The organism is Streptomyces cyaneofuscatus (genome assembly GCF_033109485.1).
GTDB lineage: Bacteria > Actinomycetota > Actinomycetes > Streptomycetales > Streptomycetaceae > Streptomyces > Streptomyces cyaneofuscatus.
The window spans coordinates 5,953,864-5,973,953 of record NZ_CP137002.1; the positions used below are offsets into that span (position 1 = coordinate 5,953,864).

At 70.8% G+C, this 20,090-nt stretch carries 30 protein-coding genes; all 30 read left to right on the forward strand.

Annotated elements, in window-relative coordinates:
* Nucleotides 1-20 precede the first annotated feature (20 nt).
* The 30 genes from R2B67_RS26135 to R2B67_RS26280 all read left to right on the forward strand — a co-directional run bounded on the left by R2B67_RS26135 (nt 21) and on the right by R2B67_RS26280 (nt 20,089).
* A complete protein-coding gene (locus tag R2B67_RS26135) occupies nt 21-1,631 on the forward strand; it encodes a DEAD/DEAH box helicase (protein WP_317821459.1) in 1,611 nt (536 codons plus the stop codon).
* Between the two features lie 14 nt (nt 1,632-1,645).
* A complete protein-coding gene (locus tag R2B67_RS26140) occupies nt 1,646-1,951 on the forward strand; it encodes a hypothetical protein (protein ID WP_317821462.1) in 306 nt (101 codons plus the stop codon).
* A gap of 96 nt (nt 1,952-2,047) precedes the next feature.
* The gene (locus tag R2B67_RS26145) at nt 2,048-2,581 is read left to right on the forward strand and encodes a hypothetical protein (protein ID WP_317821464.1); all 534 of its coding nucleotides are present in this window, start codon (nt 2,048-2,050) and stop codon (nt 2,579-2,581) included.
* Nucleotides 2,578-3,225 (forward strand): zinc finger domain-containing protein, encoded by a 648-nt coding sequence (locus tag R2B67_RS26150; RefSeq protein WP_317821466.1) that lies wholly within the window; start codon nt 2,578-2,580, stop codon nt 3,223-3,225. Before R2B67_RS26145 ends, R2B67_RS26150 begins: the two co-directional genes overlap by 4 nt.
* Before the next feature lie 40 nt (nt 3,226-3,265).
* Nucleotides 3,266-3,502, forward strand: coding sequence for a hypothetical protein (locus R2B67_RS26155; protein WP_317821467.1), 237 nt, complete (start codon nt 3,266-3,268; stop codon nt 3,500-3,502).
* 155 nt (nt 3,503-3,657) lie between these two features.
* Complete coding sequence (locus R2B67_RS26160; protein ID WP_317821468.1) at nt 3,658-4,077, forward strand: RNA polymerase sigma factor; 420 nt, start codon at nt 3,658-3,660, stop codon at nt 4,075-4,077.
* A complete protein-coding gene (locus tag R2B67_RS26165; RefSeq protein WP_317821470.1) occupies nt 4,074-4,373 on the forward strand; it encodes a hypothetical protein in 300 nt (99 codons plus the stop codon). The genes R2B67_RS26160 and R2B67_RS26165 overlap by 4 nt, the downstream gene beginning before the upstream one ends.
* Nucleotides 4,373-4,753, forward strand: a complete 381-nt coding sequence (locus R2B67_RS26170; protein WP_317821472.1) for a DUF6907 domain-containing protein — start codon at nt 4,373-4,375, stop codon at nt 4,751-4,753. Before R2B67_RS26165 ends, R2B67_RS26170 begins: the two co-directional genes overlap by 1 nt.
* Nucleotides 4,750-5,652: a DUF2637 domain-containing protein gene (locus R2B67_RS26175; RefSeq protein WP_317821473.1), complete on the forward strand. Its 903-nt coding sequence runs from the start codon at nt 4,750-4,752 to the stop codon at nt 5,650-5,652. Before R2B67_RS26170 ends, R2B67_RS26175 begins: the two co-directional genes overlap by 4 nt.
* Nucleotides 5,649-6,065 (forward strand): hypothetical protein, encoded by a 417-nt coding sequence (locus tag R2B67_RS26180; protein WP_317821474.1) that lies wholly within the window; start codon nt 5,649-5,651, stop codon nt 6,063-6,065. Before R2B67_RS26175 ends, R2B67_RS26180 begins: the two co-directional genes overlap by 4 nt.
* Entirely contained in the window at nt 6,062-6,568 is a 507-nt protein-coding gene (locus tag R2B67_RS26185) for a hypothetical protein (RefSeq protein WP_317821479.1), read from the forward strand. Before R2B67_RS26180 ends, R2B67_RS26185 begins: the two co-directional genes overlap by 4 nt.
* Nucleotides 6,568-7,176 (forward strand): hypothetical protein, encoded by a 609-nt coding sequence (locus R2B67_RS26190; protein WP_317821481.1) that lies wholly within the window; start codon nt 6,568-6,570, stop codon nt 7,174-7,176. The genes R2B67_RS26185 and R2B67_RS26190 overlap by 1 nt, the downstream gene beginning before the upstream one ends.
* A 77-nt stretch (nt 7,177-7,253) precedes the next feature.
* The gene (locus R2B67_RS26195) at nt 7,254-7,490 is read left to right on the forward strand and encodes a hypothetical protein (protein WP_317821483.1); all 237 of its coding nucleotides are present in this window, start codon (nt 7,254-7,256) and stop codon (nt 7,488-7,490) included.
* A gap of 272 nt (nt 7,491-7,762) precedes the next feature.
* Nucleotides 7,763-7,933 (forward strand): hypothetical protein, encoded by a 171-nt coding sequence (locus R2B67_RS26200; protein WP_317821485.1) that lies wholly within the window; start codon nt 7,763-7,765, stop codon nt 7,931-7,933.
* Between the two features lie 125 nt (nt 7,934-8,058).
* A complete protein-coding gene (locus tag R2B67_RS26205; RefSeq protein WP_317821487.1) occupies nt 8,059-9,030 on the forward strand; it encodes a hypothetical protein in 972 nt (323 codons plus the stop codon).
* Nucleotides 9,031-9,406: 376 nt separating this feature from the next.
* A complete protein-coding gene (locus R2B67_RS26210) occupies nt 9,407-9,724 on the forward strand; it encodes a hypothetical protein (protein WP_317821489.1) in 318 nt (105 codons plus the stop codon).
* Between the two features lie 114 nt (nt 9,725-9,838).
* The gene (locus R2B67_RS26215; RefSeq protein ID WP_317821491.1) at nt 9,839-10,327 is read left to right on the forward strand and encodes a P27 family phage terminase small subunit; all 489 of its coding nucleotides are present in this window, start codon (nt 9,839-9,841) and stop codon (nt 10,325-10,327) included.
* Complete coding sequence (locus tag R2B67_RS26220; protein WP_317821493.1) at nt 10,305-12,038, forward strand: terminase large subunit; 1,734 nt, start codon at nt 10,305-10,307, stop codon at nt 12,036-12,038. Before R2B67_RS26215 ends, R2B67_RS26220 begins: the two co-directional genes overlap by 23 nt.
* Nucleotides 12,039-12,050: 12 nt before the next feature.
* Nucleotides 12,051-13,523, forward strand: coding sequence for a phage portal protein (locus R2B67_RS26225; protein ID WP_317821495.1), 1,473 nt, complete (start codon nt 12,051-12,053; stop codon nt 13,521-13,523).
* Nucleotides 13,520-14,491 carry a VG15 protein gene (locus R2B67_RS26230; RefSeq protein ID WP_317821497.1) on the forward strand — a complete coding sequence of 324 codons (972 nt, stop codon included), beginning with the start codon at nt 13,520-13,522 and terminating at the stop codon, nt 14,489-14,491. Before R2B67_RS26225 ends, R2B67_RS26230 begins: the two co-directional genes overlap by 4 nt.
* Before the next feature lie 76 nt (nt 14,492-14,567).
* A complete protein-coding gene (locus tag R2B67_RS26235; RefSeq protein ID WP_317821499.1) occupies nt 14,568-15,269 on the forward strand; it encodes a hypothetical protein in 702 nt (233 codons plus the stop codon).
* A 41-nt stretch (nt 15,270-15,310) separates the two neighbouring features.
* The gene (locus R2B67_RS26240) at nt 15,311-16,258 is read left to right on the forward strand and encodes a major capsid protein (protein WP_317821501.1); all 948 of its coding nucleotides are present in this window, start codon (nt 15,311-15,313) and stop codon (nt 16,256-16,258) included.
* 21 nt (nt 16,259-16,279) lie between these two features.
* Complete coding sequence (locus R2B67_RS26245) at nt 16,280-16,609, forward strand: hypothetical protein (protein WP_317821503.1); 330 nt, start codon at nt 16,280-16,282, stop codon at nt 16,607-16,609.
* Between the two features lies 1 nt (nt 16,610).
* Nucleotides 16,611-17,168, forward strand: a complete 558-nt coding sequence (locus R2B67_RS26250; RefSeq protein ID WP_317821505.1) for a hypothetical protein — start codon at nt 16,611-16,613, stop codon at nt 17,166-17,168.
* Complete coding sequence (locus R2B67_RS26255; RefSeq protein WP_317821507.1) at nt 17,168-17,509, forward strand: hypothetical protein; 342 nt, start codon at nt 17,168-17,170, stop codon at nt 17,507-17,509. Before R2B67_RS26250 ends, R2B67_RS26255 begins: the two co-directional genes overlap by 1 nt.
* On the forward strand, nt 17,506-17,847 hold the full coding sequence (locus R2B67_RS26260) for a hypothetical protein (protein ID WP_317821511.1): 342 nt from the start codon (nt 17,506-17,508) through the stop codon (nt 17,845-17,847). The genes R2B67_RS26255 and R2B67_RS26260 overlap by 4 nt, the downstream gene beginning before the upstream one ends.
* Nucleotides 17,844-18,254 (forward strand): hypothetical protein, encoded by a 411-nt coding sequence (locus tag R2B67_RS26265; RefSeq protein WP_317821513.1) that lies wholly within the window; start codon nt 17,844-17,846, stop codon nt 18,252-18,254. The genes R2B67_RS26260 and R2B67_RS26265 overlap by 4 nt, the downstream gene beginning before the upstream one ends.
* A gap of 32 nt (nt 18,255-18,286) precedes the next feature.
* Nucleotides 18,287-19,258, forward strand: coding sequence for a phage tail tube protein (locus R2B67_RS26270; RefSeq protein ID WP_317821514.1), 972 nt, complete (start codon nt 18,287-18,289; stop codon nt 19,256-19,258).
* Between the two features lie 103 nt (nt 19,259-19,361).
* Nucleotides 19,362-19,682: a hypothetical protein gene (locus R2B67_RS26275; RefSeq protein ID WP_317821516.1), complete on the forward strand. Its 321-nt coding sequence runs from the start codon at nt 19,362-19,364 to the stop codon at nt 19,680-19,682.
* A gap of 227 nt (nt 19,683-19,909) precedes the next feature.
* Complete coding sequence (locus tag R2B67_RS26280) at nt 19,910-20,089, forward strand: hypothetical protein (protein WP_317821517.1); 180 nt, start codon at nt 19,910-19,912, stop codon at nt 20,087-20,089.
* Nucleotide 20,090 lies beyond the last annotated feature (1 nt).

Here is a 20,090-nt window from a genome sequence, read left to right on the forward strand (position 1 = left end):
GCTGCGAGCCGAGGTGACCCATGCCTGAATTCACCCCCCGCCCCTACCAGGTCAAGGCCATCGACGCCCTCACCGCAGGATGGGCAGCCAGCGACAACAACCGGCTCGCCGTCGTACTCCCCACCGGCGCCGGGAAGACCGTGGTCTTCGCCAACCTCATCAGCGGCATGCTGAACCAGCTCAACGGCCGGCGCGCCCTGGTCATCGCCCACAGCAAGGAACTCATCGACCAGGCCGCCGACAAGATCCGGGCGGTCCGCCCCGACCTCCGGGTCGGCATCGTCAAAGCCCAGTACAACGACCACCACGACGTCGACGTCATCATCGCCAGCATCCAGACCCTGGCCGTCGAACGCCGCCGCAAGGCCATCCAGGACATCGGCCTGATCATCGTGGACGAGTGCCACCACGCCGCCGCCCGCACCTACATGGAAACCCTCGAACACTTCGGGGCGTGGCGCGGCGTACCCGTGGCCGGCTTCACCGCCACCATGACCCGCCAAGGCGGCGGCCTCGCCGAAGTCTGGGAAGAGGTCGTCTTCACCCTCGACATTCTCGACATGATCCGCGACGGCTACCTCGTTGACGTCAGCGGCAAGCGCGTCGTCGTTGAAGGACTGAACCTCGACAAGGTCAAGACCCGCAACGGCGACCTGGCCGACGGGCAACTCGGCCAGGCACTCGACGACTCCGGCGCCGCTGACGTCGTCGCCGACGCTTACAAGGAGTTCGCCTCCGACCGACCCGGCGTCGTCTTCACCCCCACCGTCGCCACCGCGCAGACGATGGCCGACGCCTTCAACGAGGCGGGGATCACCGCCGCGACGATCTGGGGCGACATGCCTAAGGAGGCCAGGCAGACGGCCCTCAAGTGGTACGAGAACGGCGACGTGCAGGTCCTCACCAACTGCATGGTCCTCACCGAGGGATTCGACGCCCCGTGGACGTCGTGCGTCGTTATCGCCCGCCCCACCAAGTCCCCGGGCCTGTACTGCCAGATGGTCGGTCGGGGCCTCCGCCTCCATGAGGGCAAGCAGAACGCCCTCGTCCTCGATGTCCTGGGCGCCTCGACCCGGCACAAGCTGGCGTCGATCGTCGACCTCACCGGCAAGGACGTCAGCGCACCGAAGGAGGGCCAGTCGCTGGGGGAGGCCTCCGACGAGGACGACCTGGCGGCGGCGGCGCTCGGCCAGGTCGAGTGGGAAGACGTCAACCTCTTCCACGAGTCGCCGGTCCGCTGGCTCCAGACCGACGACGGCCTCTGGTTCATCCCGCTCAAGGCCAGCACGTACCTCTTCCTGATCCGGGGCACCGAGCCGGGCACCTACCGACTCCGGTTCCACGACCCCGCGCAGGGCGTGCTCGCCCCAGGGGTGGACAACGAGTACCCGCTCGCCGAGGCCATGGCCTGGCAGGAGTCCCGCGCCCGGCAGCTGGTGAACCCCGCGTTCTTCGAGCGGGCCGCCCGCCACCGCGACCGCGCGCCGAGCACCAAGCAGCGCGCGTTGTGCCGATATAAGCGCGTCCTGGTCCCCGCCGGCAGTACAGCCGGAGAAGTCTCCGACCTCATCGACATCCACGAGGCCAGCCACGCGCTCCGTGGCCACACCCACGCGGCGCTCGCCGCATAGTCCGAGGAGAACCCGTGAACATCGACAAGGGCAACGTCATCAACATGATTCCGGCCACCCCTGACTGGGTCGTTGCGTTCAACATCAGCGAGCACGAGGGCAACGACGAGATCGTCTGCCCGGTCATCGGCTGGGCCACCACCGTCGAGGCGCATCTGCCCAACGGGCTGGTCACCACCTGCGTCGAGCCCGCGTTCGTGTGGGGCGACATGGTGTGGACGCCCGGCGAACTGCGCGAGCACACCCCCGCCCTCTCCGGCCTGGAGACCCGCCGCACCTGGGACATGCCCCTCACGCCGACGCCGGTCGTCGACGCCTAACTCGTAGACCGGCCGCCCCCTCGGGATTCGAGGGCGGCCACCACCCAGCATCCAAGGTGGTGAAAGTGTCACCACCTCGCCCCGAAGGAGACGCCCGTGACCGGCCGGCCCCTCGTCATCGGCCTCGACCTCTCCCTCACCTGCACCGGCGTCGCAGGCGAAGGATGGGCCGACTACATCCGCCCCAAGACCCTCCGGGGCCACCCCCGGCTCAACCACCTCGTGGACGAGGTGACCTCCTTCATCAAGAAGGCCGACCTGGTCATCATCGAGGGCCCCTCGTTCGGCGGGGGCGTGGCCCACCGGCACGAGGACCTGGCCGGGCTCCGCGTCATGGTCCGCCACGCCTGCTGGCGCCGCAGCATCCCCTACGCCATCGTCCCGCCGTCCTGCCGGGCCCTGTACGCCGCCGGGAAAGGCTCCGCACCCAAAGGGCTGGTACGGGACGAGGTCGCCCGCCGGTACGGCATCGAGCTCGACGGCGTCGGCCGCTACGACATGGCCGACGCGTACACCCTCCTCGCGATGGGCTTGCACCACCTCGGCCACCAGCTGGCCGAGGTCCCGGAGAAGAACGCCACCGGGCTCTCCGGGTGCCAGTGGCCCGACACGGAAGGACTCGCGGCATGAACCTGTGCCTGCTGTGCGACCAGCCCGAGCCGACCGGCAGCTACCTGTGCATCGGCTGCACGAAGGCCACCGAGGTGCGGGTCCAGTCGCTGCCCGCCTTGTACCGGGGCCTGGCCCCGTTCCTGGCGCCCGCCGGCGGTGTCGCCACGGCCCGGTCCGGGAAAGGCGGGCCCGCGCCGTTGCCGGTCAACGAGGACATCCTCGACCTGCGCGGCCCGGGCGGCATCGTCGGGGCCGCAGAGCGGTGGCTGGCGGACGTCCGCAGGGACCGTGGCCACACGGTGGCCACACCTTCGGGCGGGGTCGAGGGCCGCCTCCAGGCCGCCGTGACGGGGCTGCTGGCGAACATGCCGTGGATCGCGGTGTCGTGGCCGAACGCCGGGTACTTCGCGAAGGACATCCGCGACCTGGTCGACTCGGTGCGCACGATCATCGCCCCGACCCCCGCAGTGTCGCGCGGTCAGCGGCTCGGGCACTGCCCGGCCACCGATCCGTCCGGTGTGCTGTGCGGGGCGGTGCTGCACCTGAAGCCCGGGGCGAAGGCGGTGCGGTGCGAATGGTGCGGCACCGCCTACCCGCCCTACGTGTGGGCGCAGTTGAAGACGTGGATCACCGAGGACGCGAAGGCCCGTGATGCCGCGTAGCGCTGGACTATCACGGCCCCCCAGTGATACGGTTCGGGGGATGGAAGCGAAACCCTGGCGAGACCGGGTTCGCCTGGAGGAAGAGCTGCTCGAACAGCTCCAGACCAAGGTGAACGCCGCAGCCAAACGAAGGGCGGCAGCTCTCGCCGAGGGCGTCGCCGAACTCGGAAGCGTCTACGCAGTCGCCAAGGACCTCGGCAAGGGCTGGACCACCGTCGACCAGGCGATCAAGAAGCAGACCAGGCCCACTCGAAAGGGCCCCACCACAACCCCATAACGCAGAGCGGGAGCCGGCCAACAGCTCCCCCCGGTGCTCGAACACCGGAGGGGCGCGCGCATCGGCCGACTCCCTGACGCACCGGAGCGAGCGAACGCTCCGGCACTTGCCCACGAGAGAGATTGAGGCTCCTCATGGACCACCGGCATCTTCCCATGCCCGCGGCCACCGCCGCGATCAGCCCCATCGACCAGTTCACCGCCGCGTACCACCAGTACCGGCCCATGGTCCGCAACACCATCCTCGGCCGCCTCGACCAGTACGGGGCCCCCGACACCCACCTCGCCGAAGACCTCACCCAGAACACCTTCCTCGCCCTCCTCCGCTACGGCGACCGCATCACCGAGGTCCGCAACATCGGCGGCCTCCTCCGCGTCATGGCCCGCCAGTCCGTCAGCCACCACTACCGGCTCAAGCGGAACCAGAACGAGAAGCCCGCCGACACCGGCAGCTGGCAGTACGCCAACCGCAACCTCGGGGCCACCGCCGCCGGCTACTACGCCCCCACGGCCACCGACTCCGACCCGGACATGGACGAGGCGCTCCGCCGGGTCCGCACCGGCGGTGGGCGATGACGACCGACGCCTTCGACACCGCGCTGCGGCACCTCCTCACCGAGCCGTCCCGCGCCCAGCAGATCCTCACCGCCGTCGCGTCCGCCCTCCAGTCCGAGGACCCGTTCGAGGCCCTCACCCTCGACACGGTCAACGACTACCTGCACGGCGTCGCCCTCGTCCTCACCGACGGCCTGCCCGCCGTCATCGCGGACGAGGCCATCCAGCACGCCGCCCGGGCGCTCCCCAGCGTCTACGACCGGGAGACCGCCGACGCCTACGCGCTGCGCCTCCTCCAGATCGCGAGGGGCATCTGATGAGCGCCCCTCGCACCATCACCGTCCCCACCGCCGACTACGGCGATGTCCAGGTCACCGAACCCGACTGGTGCACCGCCGACCACACCGGCGAGGCCTACCGGGAGGACATCGAGCACTCCGGTGCCGAAACCCACCTCGTCGTCTTCACCCCCTGCCACGGCCCCGTCCGCGCCCTGCCCGTCGGGTTCCTGTGGCGGCCCTTCAGTCCCACCAACAACCAGATCATGGCCACCATCCACGTCGTGGACGAGTGGCACGAGTTCGACCCCGCCGCCCTGGTCCGCGCGGCCGACGCCCTCATCGAGCACGCCGCGACCCTCCGCGTGTACGCCCGCCAGCTCAACGAGCTCCAGGTCCACGGCGGTGAACCCCGGTGACCCGCACCGCACCCGACCGGGCGCTCGCCGCCGGGGCCGCCACCGTCACCGTGCTCCTGACCGCCGCCGCGTTCTGGCTCTCATACGAGCACCTCCACGACGTCGCCGACGCCAACGGCCTCGACGCCGAACGCGCCTGGGTCTGGCCGGCCACCGTCGACCTGTTCATCATCGCCGGGGAGCTCCTCATGCTCCGGGCCGCGCTCCGCAACCGGGTCGACGGCTGGGCCATCGCCCTCGCCGCGACGGGGTCGCTCGGCTCGATCGCCTTGAACGTGGCCGGGGTCGGTGACGGCGCCCAGCCGATGGAGTACGTCGTCGCCGCCGTACCCCCGACCGCCGCCCTTGTCGCGTTCGGCGCCCTGATGCGCCAGGTGCATGAGGCGCTCGCCGCCACGCGGCCGGTGGTCAAGGTGACCACCAGTCCGGCCGCCGTACCAGCCACCCGCCCGGTGCCCGAGGTGGTACCCGAAGGCGCCCGGCTGCTGCCGATCACGTGCACCAAGGTGACCACCCCCGAGCCGCCGCCCGTACCAGCCGAGCCGCCGACGGTCACCCTCGAACGCCTCACCCCCACCGCCGGGCAGGTGGTCACCCGGCCGGTCACCGTCGAAGAGTTCCGGCCGATCGCGTGGCCCGCCGACAGGTTCCCCCGTACCACCCTGGCGCTCAGCAAGATGACCACCGCCGTACCCGCCCAGGACCCCCGCCAGGTGGTCACCGTCCCGGTCACCATCACCCCGTCCGAACTGCGGAAACAAGCCCGCGCCCTCAACCGGCAGGTGGTCACCGAGACCGGGCGCCCCGTGACCATCGAACGCCTCCGCGACGAGTACGGGCTCTCCCGCCGCGACGCCACCGACCTCCGCCGCGAGATCACCGGGAGCAACCGGTCATGAGCACCCCCGGGAACATCCCGCCGCCGCCCAACTACCCGCCCACCTACACACCGGCACCCGCCTACAAGCAGCACCACCCCGCCACCGAACACACCCCGGCCAAACCCCGCTGGTTCGCCGGCGCCCGCCCGGTCTGGAACCTCACCGCCGCCGGCGCCGCACTCGCCCCCCTCTACGAGGGCTACAGCCTCGCCACCGGCGCCGGAACCCTCCTCACCGACATGGTCAACACCGGCCACCCCAGCGGCGCCTGGACCATCGACATCGCCGTCCTCGCCGCCACCGCCTACATCAACCACACCCGCGACGGATGGATCAGCCGCGTACTCCTCATCGCCGCGATCCTCGGCTCCGTCCTCACCCTGCCCTGGCTCAACACCATCCTGCGCCTCATGACTGGAGCAACCACGTGAACACCGCCCTCTCCGTCGGCGGCCTCGGCATCGGCCTCGGCGTCCTCGTCTGGTACCTCCTGCGCTGGTGGAACGCCCAGAAGACCGTCAAGACCGGCAAGGACTGGCGCAGCCTCACCCCCCTCGCCTCCGGCATCATCCTCGGCATCCTCGCCGCGTCCTGCGCCGGCGGACTCCTCGGAACCGTCGCCGGATGGGTCCGCAACCTCAGCAACATGGCAGGCGACAAGGTCATCAGCGGAGCCACCGGCACCGCCACCCAGGCCGTCGGCACCGCCGGAGTCCCCAACCTCACCCCCGGCGGCGCGATCATCGTCCTCGCCGCGTTCGTGTCCCTCTTCGCCCTGTGGAAGAAGGTGAAGGACACCAGCCGCAAGCCGCTGGTGTTCGGCAGCGTCGCCGGAGCCACCGTCGGCATGAGCCCCGGCATCGCCGGAACCCTCGCCCTCGCCCTCATCCCCCTCGTCAACGAGGCCGGGAACAGCCTCCTCGGGATCATCTGATGACCCCGCTCCAGCGCGCCGGCCGCCGCCTCGCGGACGGGCACCGCCGCCAGACCGCCCGTATCACCAGCTGGGTCACCGAGAAAGGCGAGTCGACGTCGACCGCCGCCCGATCCGCGGTCCTCATCGCCGCCGCCTACATCGCGTGGAAGGCCGAGGCCCGCACCCCCATCGTCCTGTGGGTACTCATCGCCGCCTGGGTCATCGCCGCCTGGAGGGCCGCCCCGAAGCCCCCCACCGCCACCCCGGAGACCCCCCGCGACGCCATCGTCCAGTGGCTCACCGAGACCATCGGCGACCGGCCCGGCATCCACCTCTACGAGCTCTACCCCGCAATGCGCCTCCTCCCCGGCATGGCCAGGCACGACGACACCGCTCTCCGGGGTGCCCTCACAGAGCTCGACATCCCCATCACCCGGAGCCTCACCATCGGCGACATCAAGGGCCGCTCCGGGGTCCGCCTCGCCGACCTCACCACCCCCCTCCCCCCTCCGGAAGAGCACCCCCTCTCCCAGGGAAAAGACGCAGGTGAGACCGGCCGCTCTACCCCCGAAGAGCAGGCCGAGACCGGCCCCTCTCCCGCCGAAGAGCGCACCACCGCGGCCTGACGCCTGCCCGATCCGCCCGGCACGACCGGGCGGTGAGGGGAGCCGGGACAGACCCGAGCCCCCCCCAGGAGGACCCCATGACCCAGTCCGACGACCTCGACATCACCATCAAGGGCGTCATCAACCTGCCCGACAGCACCGTCATCACCTGCCCCGAATGCGGCGCCAGCGAGGGGCTCACCCTGTACGGCAAGGTCGACGGCGCCGGCCGCCTCATGTGCCCCACGGGCCACCACTTCGACCCGCCCGCCCGCGTCGACGCCGTCGCACTGCTCGCCAACGCGGCCGCCGACCCGCGCTTCGAGCGCTTCTAGCCACACACCCCAGGGCGGCCGCATCACTGCCAGGCGACCGGCCGCCCCGGGCCCCATCCCGCACGGAGACAGGACCACGATCATGGCACTGGAGAAGACCATTAGCACCGCCGAGCTGGCCCGCCGCAACGCGCAGTCGCAGACCGCCCGCCAGGCCGAGAAGGCCGCTAAACCGAAGTAGCCCCCGCTGTCCGACCCGGGTCGTACGCTCGGCACACGAGGCCCCACCGCCATCCCCCGTCGGTGGGGCCTCACCCGTGCACACTGGGCACATGACCCTCGTGGACCTCTACGCCGCCCACGTAGCCACCGGCATCGCCGTCCCCACCCTCCGCAAGCGCCTCAGCCGCGGCACCCTCACCCGCCACGGCTACGACCGCCACGGCCGCGCGCTCATCGACCTCAACGAGCTCACCAACACCACGCACATCAAGGCCGCTTGACCAGCACCAACCCCAATGTCACACTGACCCCGTGTTCCGCATGTCCGGACATACACACAACCACTGAAAAGCCCCCGCAGCGGCCCCACGGCCCCGGGGGCTTCGTCTTACCCCGGGAGGTGACCATGCCCCTCCCCGACGGTGTCGAGACCATCACCATCACCAGCAGCCGCACCCACCCCGACGGCGGGCCCATGCGCGGCCGCGTCATCGTCCGCCCCGCACCGGCCGTCGTCACCAACCCGGACCTCGGCCACACCGTCCAGGGCGACGCCGAAGGTCGCTGGACCAACGGCGAGCTGTCCCTCACCGTCCTCGTCGCCGACGCCACCGGGTACGAACCCACCGGATACACACACACGGTCATCGAGGTCCCCGACGACGCACAGGGCCGCACCTACCCCGTACTCCTCACCACCGCCCTCGGCCCCACCATCGACCTCGCCGACCTCGCCCCCACCGAGCCCTACACCGGGGACTACGTCCTCACACCCGGGCCACGCGGCGCCAAGGGAGACAACGGCGACGACGGCCAAGACGGCGCCAGCGCCTACGACATCGCCGTAGCAGGCGGCTACATCGGCAGCCCGGCGCAGTGGATCGCCTCCCTCAAGGGCGCGAAAGGCGACCCGGGCACAATCCCGACCGGCGACACCGTCGGCGCCACCCGCTTCCTCGACAAGGCCACCGACAAACCCTTCACCTCGACCACGCTCCAAGCCGACGAGCAGCTCTCGTTCCCCGTGACCGCCGGCGGCCGATACGCCATCGAGGCCATGCTCGTCGTCACCGGCGACCCCGCCGCCGACCTCCTCCTCACCCTGGCCGCCCCACCCGGCTCCACCGGACACTGGACACCCGGCGGCATCACCCTCGGCGTCTCGGACGGCACCGGCAGCATCAGGCTCACCCGGTACGACCCCAACACCCCCATCGGAGTCGGCACCACCATCGCAGGCCTCATCGTCGCCCCCCTCGGCACCATCACCGCAGGCGCCAACGGAACCATCTCCATCCAGGGAGCCCAGGCCGCAGCCCACGCCACAGCCACCGTCCTCCGCGCCGGAAGCTGGCTACGCGTCACCCGCACGGCATAGCCCCCACCCAGGAAGGGCCCCACCCCATGCCCTCCCGCCCCCGTAGACCCTGCCCCATCCCCGGCTGCCCCCACCTCGTGACCAAAGGCCGCTGCCCCACCCACACAGCCCAGGCCGAAGCCCTGAGAGGCAGTAGCAGCGAACGGGGATACGACACGCGATGGGCAAGGCGACGTGCTGCCTACCTCTACACACATCCGTGGTGCCTGCTCTGCGGTAGACCAGCCACAGCAGCAGACCACCACCCTTTGTCACGCAAGGAACTGGTACGCCGAGGCGACCCTGATCCCGACGCGGACAAGCACCTGCGACCGCTCTGCGTGCCATGCCACAGCAGCGAAACAGCCAAGCACCAACCAGGAGGGTGGAACGCCCGATGACCCAACCCGAACCCACAGCCGCGCCCGTCTACGTCCGGATCGGCGATGGCCAGGACGCCGAGACCATCCAGATCGTCGCCACCTTCGCCCGCCGAGGCCGCGACCACCGGGACAAGGTCATCCGGAAGGCCGTGGAGGCGATCACCAGGGCCACACTGACCAGTCCCGACGACACCCCGGTGGTGATCCAGTACGAGGGCGAGCACGGCCCCGAGACCGTCCAGCACGGTCCCCGAGGCAGGCTCTACGACCTGTCCAACGAGGCCGCCCAGGCTGCTTGGCCCACGACACCCCCGCCCCACCCTGGGGGGTGACTCCCCCTGCCGCCTCCGGCAGCCCGCCGGGGAGGGCGGCTCGCGTGGTGGCCGATTGGGCCGTTCCTGTGGGTGACCGGCAACCGCATAGCGTGACGAGGGGTGGTGTTTGGCGTGGCCGTTCGTGGCGCGAAGCCGAAGCCGCACCTTCAGGCGGTGCGTGAGGGGACGTTCCGGGAGGACCGGCAGTCGGAGGGCGTGAAGTTCGCCCCGGTCGACCCGGTGGAGCCGGACTGGGAGCTGCACCTGCCGGGTGACGGGCCGGACGATGAGCTGGTGCGGGCAGAGGCCGCGGCCGCGTGGGCGCGGACGGTGCCGATGTTGGTCATCGCGGCCGGCCTGTCGAACACCCAGCGGGACACGGCGCTGGAGTATTGCGTGACGTGGGCCCGACTGGTCCAGGCGGAGCGGCACCTGTCGGTTGAGGGCCTGGTGGTGTCGACGGAGCGCGGCAACGTGAAGAACCCGTGGACCACGATTATCCACCAGTACCGGGCGCACTTCCGTTCGCTGGTCGGGGAGCTGGGGTTGTCGCCGGCGGCGGCCACACGGCTGACCCCGCCGGAGAGCGGGGGCGGCGATGACGACGGCGTGTTCGACTGACCGGCTGTCGCTGGAGGACATGTCGGACGGGCTGCCCGTACCGCGCGCGGCGCTGCTGGAACTGGGCCTGACCGATGAGGAGATCGGGGAGGCGCTGGAGTCGCGGCCGCTGACGGTGGCGTTTCACGCGGACCGGCAGGAGGGTGCCTGGTTCTCGGTGGAGGCGGCCGGGCGGGCGAAGCGGGCGATCGAGTCGTTCAAGCACACGAAGGCCCGGTGGGGCGGTACGCCGCTGAAGCTGGCCCCGTGGCAGGTCGTCTGGGTGATTGCCCCCGTGTTCGGGTGGCTGTTCTTCGATGAGGAGCTGCAGCGCGACGTCCGAGTGATCCGGTCGGCGTGGGTCGAGGTTCCGAGGAAGAACGGGAAGTCGACTCTGTCGTCAGGGGTGGCGCTGACGCTGCTGCTGGCGGACCGGGAGCACGGGCCCGAGGTGTATACCGCGGGCATCGACCGCGAGCAGGCCTCCCGCGTCTTCAATGACGCGAAGCTGATGGCGCTCTCCTCCCGCAAGGGCCGCCAGGCGGTCGACGCGAAGGCGGCAGTTCTGGTCGGCCGGCGCAACGGGGGCATCCTGCGGGCGCTGTCGCGGGTGGCTGAGGCGGCGCACGGGCTGAACGTGTCCGGCGGTGTGGTCGATGAGGTTCACGTCCACAAGTCGCGGGACCTGATCGAGGCGATCGAGACCGGTACGGGTGCCCGGGACCAGCCGCTGATCGTGTACATCACGACGGCGGACGACGGCGCCGAGTTCACGATCTACGACGAGAAGCACACGTTCACGAAGCGGATCGCCGCGAACGTGATCACGTTCCCGTCGCACTACGGGGTGATCTGGGCGGCCGCCGAGAGCGATGACCCGTTCGCCGAGGCAACGTGGCACAAGGCCAACCCCGGCCTGCGGTACGGCTTCCCGTCGATCAAGAGCATCCGGGACGCGGCGGACAAGGCGAAGACCACGCCGTCGGCGTTCCCCGGGTTCTGCCGCCTGTACCTGAACCGCCGCATGTCGATGAAGACCAAGTGGCTCCCGATGCCGCTGTGGGACCAGGGCAAGCCGGAGCTTTCCTCGGACAAGGCCCTCAAGCTGCAGGACGCCTGGGGAGGCCTGGACCTCTCCGCCGTGTCCGACCTGTCGGCGTGGGTGCTGGTGGTGAAGTCCCGTAGGCCGGGGATCGAGCTGGAGATCGTGCCCCGGTTCTGGGTGCCGGAGGGGCGCTTGGAGGAGCTGGAGCACCAGCTGCAGGTGCCGCTGAAGGAGTGGGCGCGGGACGGGTTCCTGACGCTGACCGAGGGCGACGCGATCGATTACGCGGCGATCGAGAAGCAGATCCTGGCGGACTCGCGGCGCTTCCGTATCAAGCGGGTGTCCTACGACCGGATGTTCACCGGCGGGTCGATCCAGCGCATCGAGGCCAACCATCGCATCGGGGAGGTCGTGCCGATCGCGCAGACGTACCTGGGGATGAGCCCGGCCGCGAAGGAGCTGGAGCGGCTCCTGATGGAGAAGGCGCTCCTGCACGCCGGGCACCCGGTGCTGCGGTGGAACGCCGACTGCGTGGAGATCATCCGCGACGGCAACGACAACATCCGCCCGGTGAAGCCGGACCGGGACAAGAGCTCGTCACGTATCGACGGGGTTCACGCCTTGGTCGGCGCGGTCGACGGCTACCTGCGCCGCAAGCAGATCCGTGACGAGGCGCTCAGCGCGTAAGGAGGTGCGGCCGTGCTGCTGGATACGGGGCAGGTCCTCTCCGAGGACGACGCGCCCGAGGAGAAGATCCGCAAGCTGAAGTCGCGGATCGACGCCCGGAAGGCGGACGTGGACGAGCGGAACAGCTTGTACCGCGGGGCCAGGCCTCTGCGGTTCGCGTCTCCGGAGTTCGATGAGCAGGTCGGCGGGCTGTTCGAGGGGTTCTCCGACAACTGGTGCAAGACGGTGCCGGACACCCTGCGCGAGCGCCTGGAGGTCGTCTCCTTCGAGGGCGAGGACGGGAACACCGACACCGAGGCGATGCGCGCGTGGAAGCGCACGCGCGCCCGGGTGGACGTGAACCTCGCGATCCTGGACGCCCTGGTCGTTGCCCGCTCCCATGCTCTGGTGTGGAACCCGTCCGGTGAGGAGTCGGACATCACGTTCATCCCCGCCGGAGAGGCGATCGTTGACTACGCGCCCGGCACCCGGAACGTGCGCCGTTCCGCGCTGCGGATCTGGTCGGACGGCTCCCACGAGTTCGCGACGCTGTTCACCCGGGCGTACAACGGTCGGCCGCCGATGGTCTACCGGCGTCAGCGAACCCTGAACGCCGGTGAGTGGGTAACCCGCACGATCGGCCTGCGCCGCTCCGAACTGCCCGACTTCGTGAACCCGATGGGCAACGAGATCCCCATTGTGGAGATCGCCAACCGGTCCCGGCTGCACGGCGACCCGGAGTCCGAGCTGGACGCGGTTGCCCCGCTGCAGGACGGCATCAACACCCTGTGGGCGCACCTGTTCACCGGCGCCGACTTCGCCGCCCTGCCGCAGCGCGTCGTGATGGGGATGGACAAGCCGGTCACGGACATCCTCGACGAGGACGGCAACATCCTCTACTCCGAGGACCTCCCGCTCGGGCAGTACTCCAAGGCCCGCATCCTGTGGCTGTCGAAGAACGGCGCCCAGATCGGCCAGTTCACCCCGGCCGACCTTGAGGCGTACCTGAAGGTGATCTCGCAGGCGGTGCGGCACATCGCCGCGCAGACCCGCACCCCGCCGCAGTACCTCCTGGGCGAGATGGCGAACATCGCCGCCGACGCCTTGGAGGCCGCCGAGTCCGGGCTCGTCGCGAAGGCGTCGGACCGGCAAACGTACTTCGGTGAGGACCTGCTGGAGGTCATGCGCCTGGAGGCACTGGCCGCCGACCAGCCCGCCCGGGCGGCGTCCCTGGCGATGGGCCGCACCGTGTGGCGCGACCCCCAGTACCGCTCGGTCGCCCAGTACGCGGACGCCCTGACGAAATACAAGGCGATCGGCGTGCCGGACGAGGCACTGTGGCGGATGATCCCCGGGGTCACCGAGGAGCAGGTGACGGAGTGGATTCGGATGCGTGACGCGCAGGCGCAGGCCGCCGCCGAGGCCGCCTCGGCCGCCCTGTCCGCGTTCGGCCCGAAGGACGGCGCCACCGAGGACGAGGGACCGGAGGACGAGGAGGAGGCGTGAGCGACGCAGCCGACTCCCGGTACACCCAGGTCCAGTCCCTCTCGCAGGCGGTCGTCGCGCAGGTCCGGGCGATCTGGTCGGGCCTGGACCCGGCGAACATCCTGGCGTCCCTCCAGGGCGACCGGGGCGCCGCGATCCTCCAGGCCGTGGTGGCCGGGCAGCTGACCGCGGCCCAGGGCGCCCAGCAGTTCGTGATGATGGCGATGGCCGCCCGCAACGCGGCCGCCCCCGCGCTGGCGGCGCTGGTCCCGGAGGCGTTCGCCGGGATCGCGTCGGACGGCCGGCCGTTGGCGACGCTGCTGTATACCCCGGCCATCACCACGTACACCGCGTATGCGGCCGGGGTGGGGGCGGAGGCGGCGGCGGTGGCGGGCATGAACCAGATGGCCCGGATGGTGTCGACGCAGATCGCTGACGCGTCCCGCTCGGCCACGATGGTGTCGATGGCCACGCACCGCCGGTGTATCGCCTACGTGCGGGTCGTGAAGCTGCCCGCGTGCGGGCGGTGCATCATCCTCGCCGGCCGCCAGTACTCCTACTCCACGGGGTTCCAGCGGCACCCGAAGTGCGATTGCGGGATGGACCCGATCGACATCGAGCGGTGGGGAGACGTCCCAGGACCCGAGGACCTGGTCGCGCAGATGTCGCCGGAGGAGCAGCGCAAGCGGCTCGGGGCTGCTGCGGTCGACGCTCTCGCGAAGGGCGCCGACCTCGGGCAGGTCATCAACGCCCGCCGGGGCATGCAGACCATGACCGTCCACGGGCGGAAGGTGCAGGCGACGACCGAGGGCACCACGCGGCGAGGCCTTGCGGGTAAGCGCCTGGCCGCCGAGGGCGCGGCCAAGATCCCCGGCCAGCGGTACAGCCGCTCCCGCACTCCGCGCCTGATGCCGGAGGAGATCCTGCGGCTGGCCGACGACCGTGAGCACCAGCTGCGGCTGCTGAAGAAGCACGGCTACATCTACTGAGCTTCCCGGGCGCGATGCCCGGGCGGGCGCGCGGCGCGATGCCGCGCGGACACCCACACATGCGAGGAGGAGCGCGATGCTCCACACCCGGAAGAACACCCTGCGCGCGACCGGTGGCGGCTGGGCGCACCCGTATGGCCACGGCCCTTTCTCCCCGTTCCTGTACGCCGACGGAGGGGACGGAGGCGGCTCCGGTTCCGGCGGCGACGGCGGTGACGGGGGCGGCTCCGACAACGGCGGCCAGGGCGGGGACGACGACAAGCTCGGCGAGGGCGGGAAGAAGGCCCTGCAGGCCGAGCGGGCGCGCGCCGACACCGCCGAGGCGCGCGTGAAGGAGCTGGAGGCGAAGCTCACCCGGAAGCCGAAGGACACCGGCGCGAAGCCGGAAGACAACGGCGATGGGAAGGGCGACGCGGGCGCGAAGCCCGTGGACGCCGAGGCCCTGAAGAAGGAGCTCCGCGAGGAGCTGGCCGTCGAGTCGAACGCCCGGATCGTCCGGGCCGAGGTGAAGGCGGCCGCCGCCGGGAAGCTCGCCGACCCGGCCGACGCGGCCCGGTACATCGACCTGACGAAGATCAAGGTCGGTGACGACGGGGAGCCCGACGCCAAGCAGGTCAAGAAGGCGATCGAGGACCTCCTGAAGGAGCGCCCCTACCTGGCTGGCAAGCAGCCGTGGGGCGACGTCGGTGGCGGCGGCCACGAGACCCCGCCGGCGGACGTCGAGCCGGGCCTGGGGCGCCTGCGCCACGCCTACGCCACCGAGTCCACGACCAAGTAACCCGGCCCGCTGCTGCGGGCCTCACCTGAAAGGGGCCCGCTGTGGCCGTCACTCTTGTCGAGGCAGCGAAGCTGTCCACGACCAGCCTGCAGAGGGGCGTCATCGAGACGTTCGTGCAGGAGTCCAGCGTGCTGGACCGCATCCCGTTCATGACGATCGAGGGCAACGCCTACGGGTACAACGAGGAAGGCACCCTGCCGGGCGTCGCGTTCCGTGCCGTGAACGAGGCCTACGTCGAGTCGACCGGCACCGTGAACCAGAAGAGCGAAAGCCTCGTCATCCTCGGTGGCGACGCGGACGTCGACAACTTCATCATCAAGACGAGGGGCAACCTCAACGACCAGCGCGCGACCCAGACGCGCCTCAAGGTCAAGGCCGCCAGCTACTACTTCCAGGACCAGTTCTTCAACGGCGACGTGGCGGTCACCCCGAAGGGCTTCGACGGGCTGAAGAAGCGGCTCGTCGGCGCGCAGGTCATCGACGCCGCCACCAACGGCATGGGCCCGGTCGCCGGCGGTCACGACTTCTTCGACGTCCTGGACCGCGGCATCGCCGCCGTGCCCGGCATCAACGCCTCCAACGGGGTCATCTACGCCAACTCCGCAGCGATCGCCCGGATCAAGTCGTCCGGCCGGCGGCTCGGCGGCGTGGACATGGTCCGCGAGGCGCTGACCCAGAAGATGGTGCAGACGTACAACGGGATTCCGGTCCTGGACCCGGGCCAGACCGCCGCCGGGGTGGACATCCTGCCGCAGACAGAGACGCAGGGCAGCGCGTCCGGTACCGCCTCCTCCATCTACATCGTCAAGTTCGGGCAGGACGAGGGCGACCGCGCCGTCACCGGGCTCACCAACGGCGGCGTCCAGGTCAAGGACCTCGGCGAGCTGCAGGAGAAGCCCGCCTACCGCACGCGCATCGAGTTCTACACCGGACTCGCCGTCTTCGGCGGCAAGGCCGCCGCCCGTATCCGCGGCGTCCTGAACGCCTGATCCCTGAAGGGACCCAGCCCCATGGCTACGAGCAAGAGCACCACTCCGCCGGAGGAGACCCGGCTGGACACCCACGTGGACGCCCCGTCCACCACGGCCCCGGGCGACGGGCCGGCCGACACCACCGACCCCGACGAGCGGGCCGTCTCGGCCACCCCGGACAAGGGGGCGGCCGCCCTGGCCGGGCACGGCACCGTGAACGCGGTCGTACCCGCGCCGAAGAAGGCCGCGGCGAAGCGGTCGGCGGCGAAGGACCGGACCGAGACGTACACCGCGCTGCGCCCGGACGGTGTGGAGGTGACCGTCGAGCGGAACATCGAGACGGGCGAGTCGTCGGTCAAGGACGGCTGAGGTGTCGACGCTGCCGCCGCTGGCCACCGTCGAGCAGCTGGAGGACTGGCTGCAGGTCCCGCGCGGCAGCGCCCCCGCCGACACCTGCGCCCTGGCGCTGCGGGTGGCGTCCGCGCTGGTCCGCATGGAGGCTCGCTGCACGTTCTCCCGGCGGACCGACACGGTGGCGCTGCGGATCGTGGACGCCCAGGTGCGCCTGCCCGGCCCGGTCGTCTCCGTCGCTGCCGTCCAGGTCGCCGGGCAGACCCTGCCCGCGTCCGGGTGGTGGCGCGAGGGCGACCTCCTGTGCCTCGATTCGCCGCCCCGCGATCCACGCCGCCGGGCTGTGGTGACCCTGACGCACGGGCCTCTCACCGTCCCTGACGATGTCCTGGGCGTCACCCTGGACGTGGCCTCACGCGGGTGTGTGAACCCGCTCAGCCTGCGCCAGGAGTCCACCGGGCAGCGGTCGGTGACGTTCGCGACGGAGACCCTGGCGATGTCCCTGGCCGACATCGAGAAGGACAAGCTGGCCCGCTACCGGGACCAGACCCCCGTCGCCCGCTGGGGGCGGTACTGATGTTCGGCCGCTCGGTCCTGATGGACCAGACCGTCGCGCACATCGCCCGCCACTACGGGGAGGACGACCGCGGCAACGAGCGCTGGATCGAGGCCGACCCGGTCGAGGTCGAGCACTGCTCGGTGCAGCCGCTGGACTCGGTCGAGTACCTCACCGCGGCCGCCGACCAGACCGTGTCCCGATGGCAGTTCTTCGGCCCGCCCGGCATGGGCCTGGCCCACACCGACCTGATCCAGGTGGGTGAGGACAAGTACGAGGTCGACGGGAAGCCGTCGGTAGCCAGGTCGGTGGCGTCGTTCCTCTCCCACACCACGGCGATCCTGAAGGAGTACACCGGATGAGCAGGCGCCCCAGGATCGTGTTCGATGAGCGCGGCCTGACCGAGATCATGCGCCACCCCAGGGTGAGGGCCGCGCTCAAGGCGAAGGCCGAGGAGATCGCCCAGCGGGCCAAGGCCATCGCGTCCGCCGAGATCGATGACGGGTTCGCGAACGAGATCCGCGTCTCCGAGGAGACCCGCCCCTCGGGCCGGCCGACCGCCAAGGTCGTCGCCGACCGTGAGGACGCAGCCGCCCAGGAGTGGGGGTCCACGAACACCGCCCGCCGCCGGGTCCTGGGGCGCGCCGCAGGGGTCACCCCGCAGACCGTCCTGCCGCACCGCGGGGACGTTCCGCAGTGACCCCCGAGGACGTCACCTGGGGCGACATCGAGCAGGCCGCCGCGCTCATCGTGCGCGCGGCCATCCCCGGGGCCCGGGTCGTCAACGAGCTCCCCGCCGACCTGGAGAAGAAGCTCCCGCTGGTGCAGGTGCAGATCCTCACCGGCGGAGGTGACGACCTGGTCACCGACACCGCCCTGGTCGACGTCGACACCTTCGCCGCGACCCGGACCGGGATGTGGGACCTGGCCCGCGAGGTGCGGGCCGCGCTCCTCGCCGCCGCGGGCAGCCACGTGCCCGGGGCCCGGGTCGTCATCGACAGCGTGGAGACCACCTCGCGCCCGGCTCCGGTCTCCTACGGCAACCCCGCGATCCGCCGGGCGGTCGCCACCTACGCGCTCACCAGCCGCGCCCAGGCGCCCGCCTGACCCGCGCACCCACCATCAGAAAGGGGCCCGCTATGCCGGCCGCTGACTTCACCACCATGGCGGACCTGCGCTCGTCGCTGATCCGCAAGGCACTGAGCTACAGCATCTTCGCCGCCGACGCCAACGCACCGGCACTCTCCAGCCCGTTCGACGGGAGCGGGGTACTGCAGACCCTCCCCGAGGGCTACAAGGCGGTCGGCTTCACCACCACCGACGGGATCACCTTCAGCGGCGACCTGTCGACCTCCGACGTCGAGTCCGGGCAGTCGGCCAGTCCGACCCGCTCCGACGTCGAAACCGACACCCAGACCGCCCAGTGGGTCCCGCAGGAGACGAACGCGGCGGCGGTGGCCCTGTACGACAACCTGCCGCTGTCGGGGGCCGAGGCCCTGGCCACGATCGGCACAACCACCTGGACCTGGTCCCGGCCCCTGACCCCGCCCACCCTGTACCGGCGGCTCGTGTTCATCGCCCGCGACCTGAACAAGACGACCGGCGAGGCCATCTACATCGTCCGCCACTTTCCCTCCGCGCTGCGCACGGGCCGGGAGGACGAGCAGTGGACCCGCACGGCGGAGATCGCCCGCGGCGTCACCTACCAGGCCTATGTGGACGAAGCCCTGGGCACCGACTCCCGGACGTGGATTGACGGGCCCGGCTGGCGGTCCCTGGCCCCGAAGTCCAACGAGGTCCAGTCGGTGGCGATCACCGGTGGCCCGACCGGCGGCACGTACACGCTGACGTACTCGGGGCAGACCACCGCGCCGATCGTCTACAACGCGACCGCCGCCCAGGTCCGCACCGCGCTGCAGGCCCTGTCCAACATCGGGTCGGGCAACGTCACCTGCACGGGCGGGCCGCACCCGGGCACCCCGGTCGCCGTCACCTTCGCCGGCGCTCTGGCGGGCACGGACGTGGCGCAGATGACCGGCAACGCCGGGTCCCTGACCGGCGGCACCAGCCCCGCCGTGGTGGTCTCCACGACCACGCCCGGCGGCGCGTGAGCACCGCCCGCACACCGGCACCGAGGCGGCGGCCCAGGGTGAGCCCTGCCGCCTCGGTGCCTTCACCGGCTCACCCACCGGCCACCCAGAAACGAGAGACCCCATGGCACCGAAGGTCAACCGCAAGAAGTACGTCCTGGCGGACGTGCACGCCCAGTTCGCCGAGGCGGTCGGCGGCGAAGAGGTCGAGTTCGACGCCCCCGGCGGACCGTACTCCTTCCCGCACCCGATGTTCGCCAACGAGGACTGGGCGGAGAAGGTCGACAGCTCGGAGAACGCGGCGGAGAAGGGGCGGGCGCTGCTCGGTGACGAGCAGTACGAGAAGTACAGGGCCGCCGGGAACAGCGACACCGACCTCGGGCTGCTGTTCCTGGCCGTCCAGCAGGACTCCTCCGACCGGATCAAGAAGCGCCCTACACGGTAGTCGACGTCCTCGGGCACTACCCCGAGGCCGTCGAAGCGGACCTCTGCCACCACTACGCCCCCCGCGACCCGATCGCCGAGTTCTGGCGGGGGGAGATCACCCTGCGCAAGCTACGGGTGCTGGTAGAGGGCCTGCCGCCGAACGGTGCGCTCGCCCGGGCGGCAACCAAGTCGTCATGGACAGCGACGGACTACCAACTCGCAGACCTCCGCGATCACCTGGGCCGTATGGAAGTCGACTTCCGCAACGCCAACCGGGTTGAGACTGCCGCACAGCAGCCCCACCCGGAGCCCGTGTGGCGGCCCGGGAACCCGACGCCGAAGCAGAAGGCCAAGGCCGAGGCCCGGGAGCTTCGCAAGGCGCGCGCGGGCTACCAGCAGATCGTGGACATGGTCCTGCCTACGTAGC

Coding starts and splice junctions, on each gene's coding strand:
- R2B67_RS26135 (WP_317821459.1), top strand. CDS start 21: ATGCCTGAATTCACCCCCCGCCCCTACCAGGTCAAGGCCATCGACGCC.
- R2B67_RS26150 (WP_317821466.1), top strand. CDS start 2,578: ATGAACCTGTGCCTGCTGTGCGACCAGCCCGAGCCGACCGGCAGCTAC.
- R2B67_RS26155 (WP_317821467.1), top strand. CDS start 3,266: ATGGAAGCGAAACCCTGGCGAGACCGGGTTCGCCTGGAGGAAGAGCTG.
- R2B67_RS26160 (WP_317821468.1), top strand. CDS start 3,658: ATGCCCGCGGCCACCGCCGCGATCAGCCCCATCGACCAGTTCACCGCC.
- R2B67_RS26165 (WP_317821470.1), top strand. CDS start 4,074: ATGACGACCGACGCCTTCGACACCGCGCTGCGGCACCTCCTCACCGAG.
- R2B67_RS26170 (WP_317821472.1), top strand. CDS start 4,373: ATGAGCGCCCCTCGCACCATCACCGTCCCCACCGCCGACTACGGCGAT.
- R2B67_RS26180 (WP_317821474.1), top strand. CDS start 5,649: ATGAGCACCCCCGGGAACATCCCGCCGCCGCCCAACTACCCGCCCACC.
- R2B67_RS26190 (WP_317821481.1), top strand. CDS start 6,568: ATGACCCCGCTCCAGCGCGCCGGCCGCCGCCTCGCGGACGGGCACCGC.
- R2B67_RS26195 (WP_317821483.1), top strand. CDS start 7,254: ATGACCCAGTCCGACGACCTCGACATCACCATCAAGGGCGTCATCAAC.
- R2B67_RS26200 (WP_317821485.1), top strand. CDS start 7,763: ATGACCCTCGTGGACCTCTACGCCGCCCACGTAGCCACCGGCATCGCC.
- R2B67_RS26205 (WP_317821487.1), top strand. CDS start 8,059: ATGCCCCTCCCCGACGGTGTCGAGACCATCACCATCACCAGCAGCCGC.
- R2B67_RS26210 (WP_317821489.1), top strand. CDS start 9,407: ATGACCCAACCCGAACCCACAGCCGCGCCCGTCTACGTCCGGATCGGC.
- R2B67_RS26220 (WP_317821493.1), top strand. CDS start 10,305: ATGACGACGGCGTGTTCGACTGACCGGCTGTCGCTGGAGGACATGTCG.
- R2B67_RS26235 (WP_317821499.1), top strand. CDS start 14,568: ATGCTCCACACCCGGAAGAACACCCTGCGCGCGACCGGTGGCGGCTGG.
- R2B67_RS26245 (WP_317821503.1), top strand. CDS start 16,280: ATGGCTACGAGCAAGAGCACCACTCCGCCGGAGGAGACCCGGCTGGAC.
- R2B67_RS26255 (WP_317821507.1), top strand. CDS start 17,168: ATGTTCGGCCGCTCGGTCCTGATGGACCAGACCGTCGCGCACATCGCC.
- R2B67_RS26260 (WP_317821511.1), top strand. CDS start 17,506: ATGAGCAGGCGCCCCAGGATCGTGTTCGATGAGCGCGGCCTGACCGAG.
- R2B67_RS26270 (WP_317821514.1), top strand. CDS start 18,287: ATGCCGGCCGCTGACTTCACCACCATGGCGGACCTGCGCTCGTCGCTG.
- R2B67_RS26275 (WP_317821516.1), top strand. CDS start 19,362: ATGGCACCGAAGGTCAACCGCAAGAAGTACGTCCTGGCGGACGTGCAC.
- R2B67_RS26280 (WP_317821517.1), top strand. CDS start 19,910: ATGGAAGTCGACTTCCGCAACGCCAACCGGGTTGAGACTGCCGCACAG.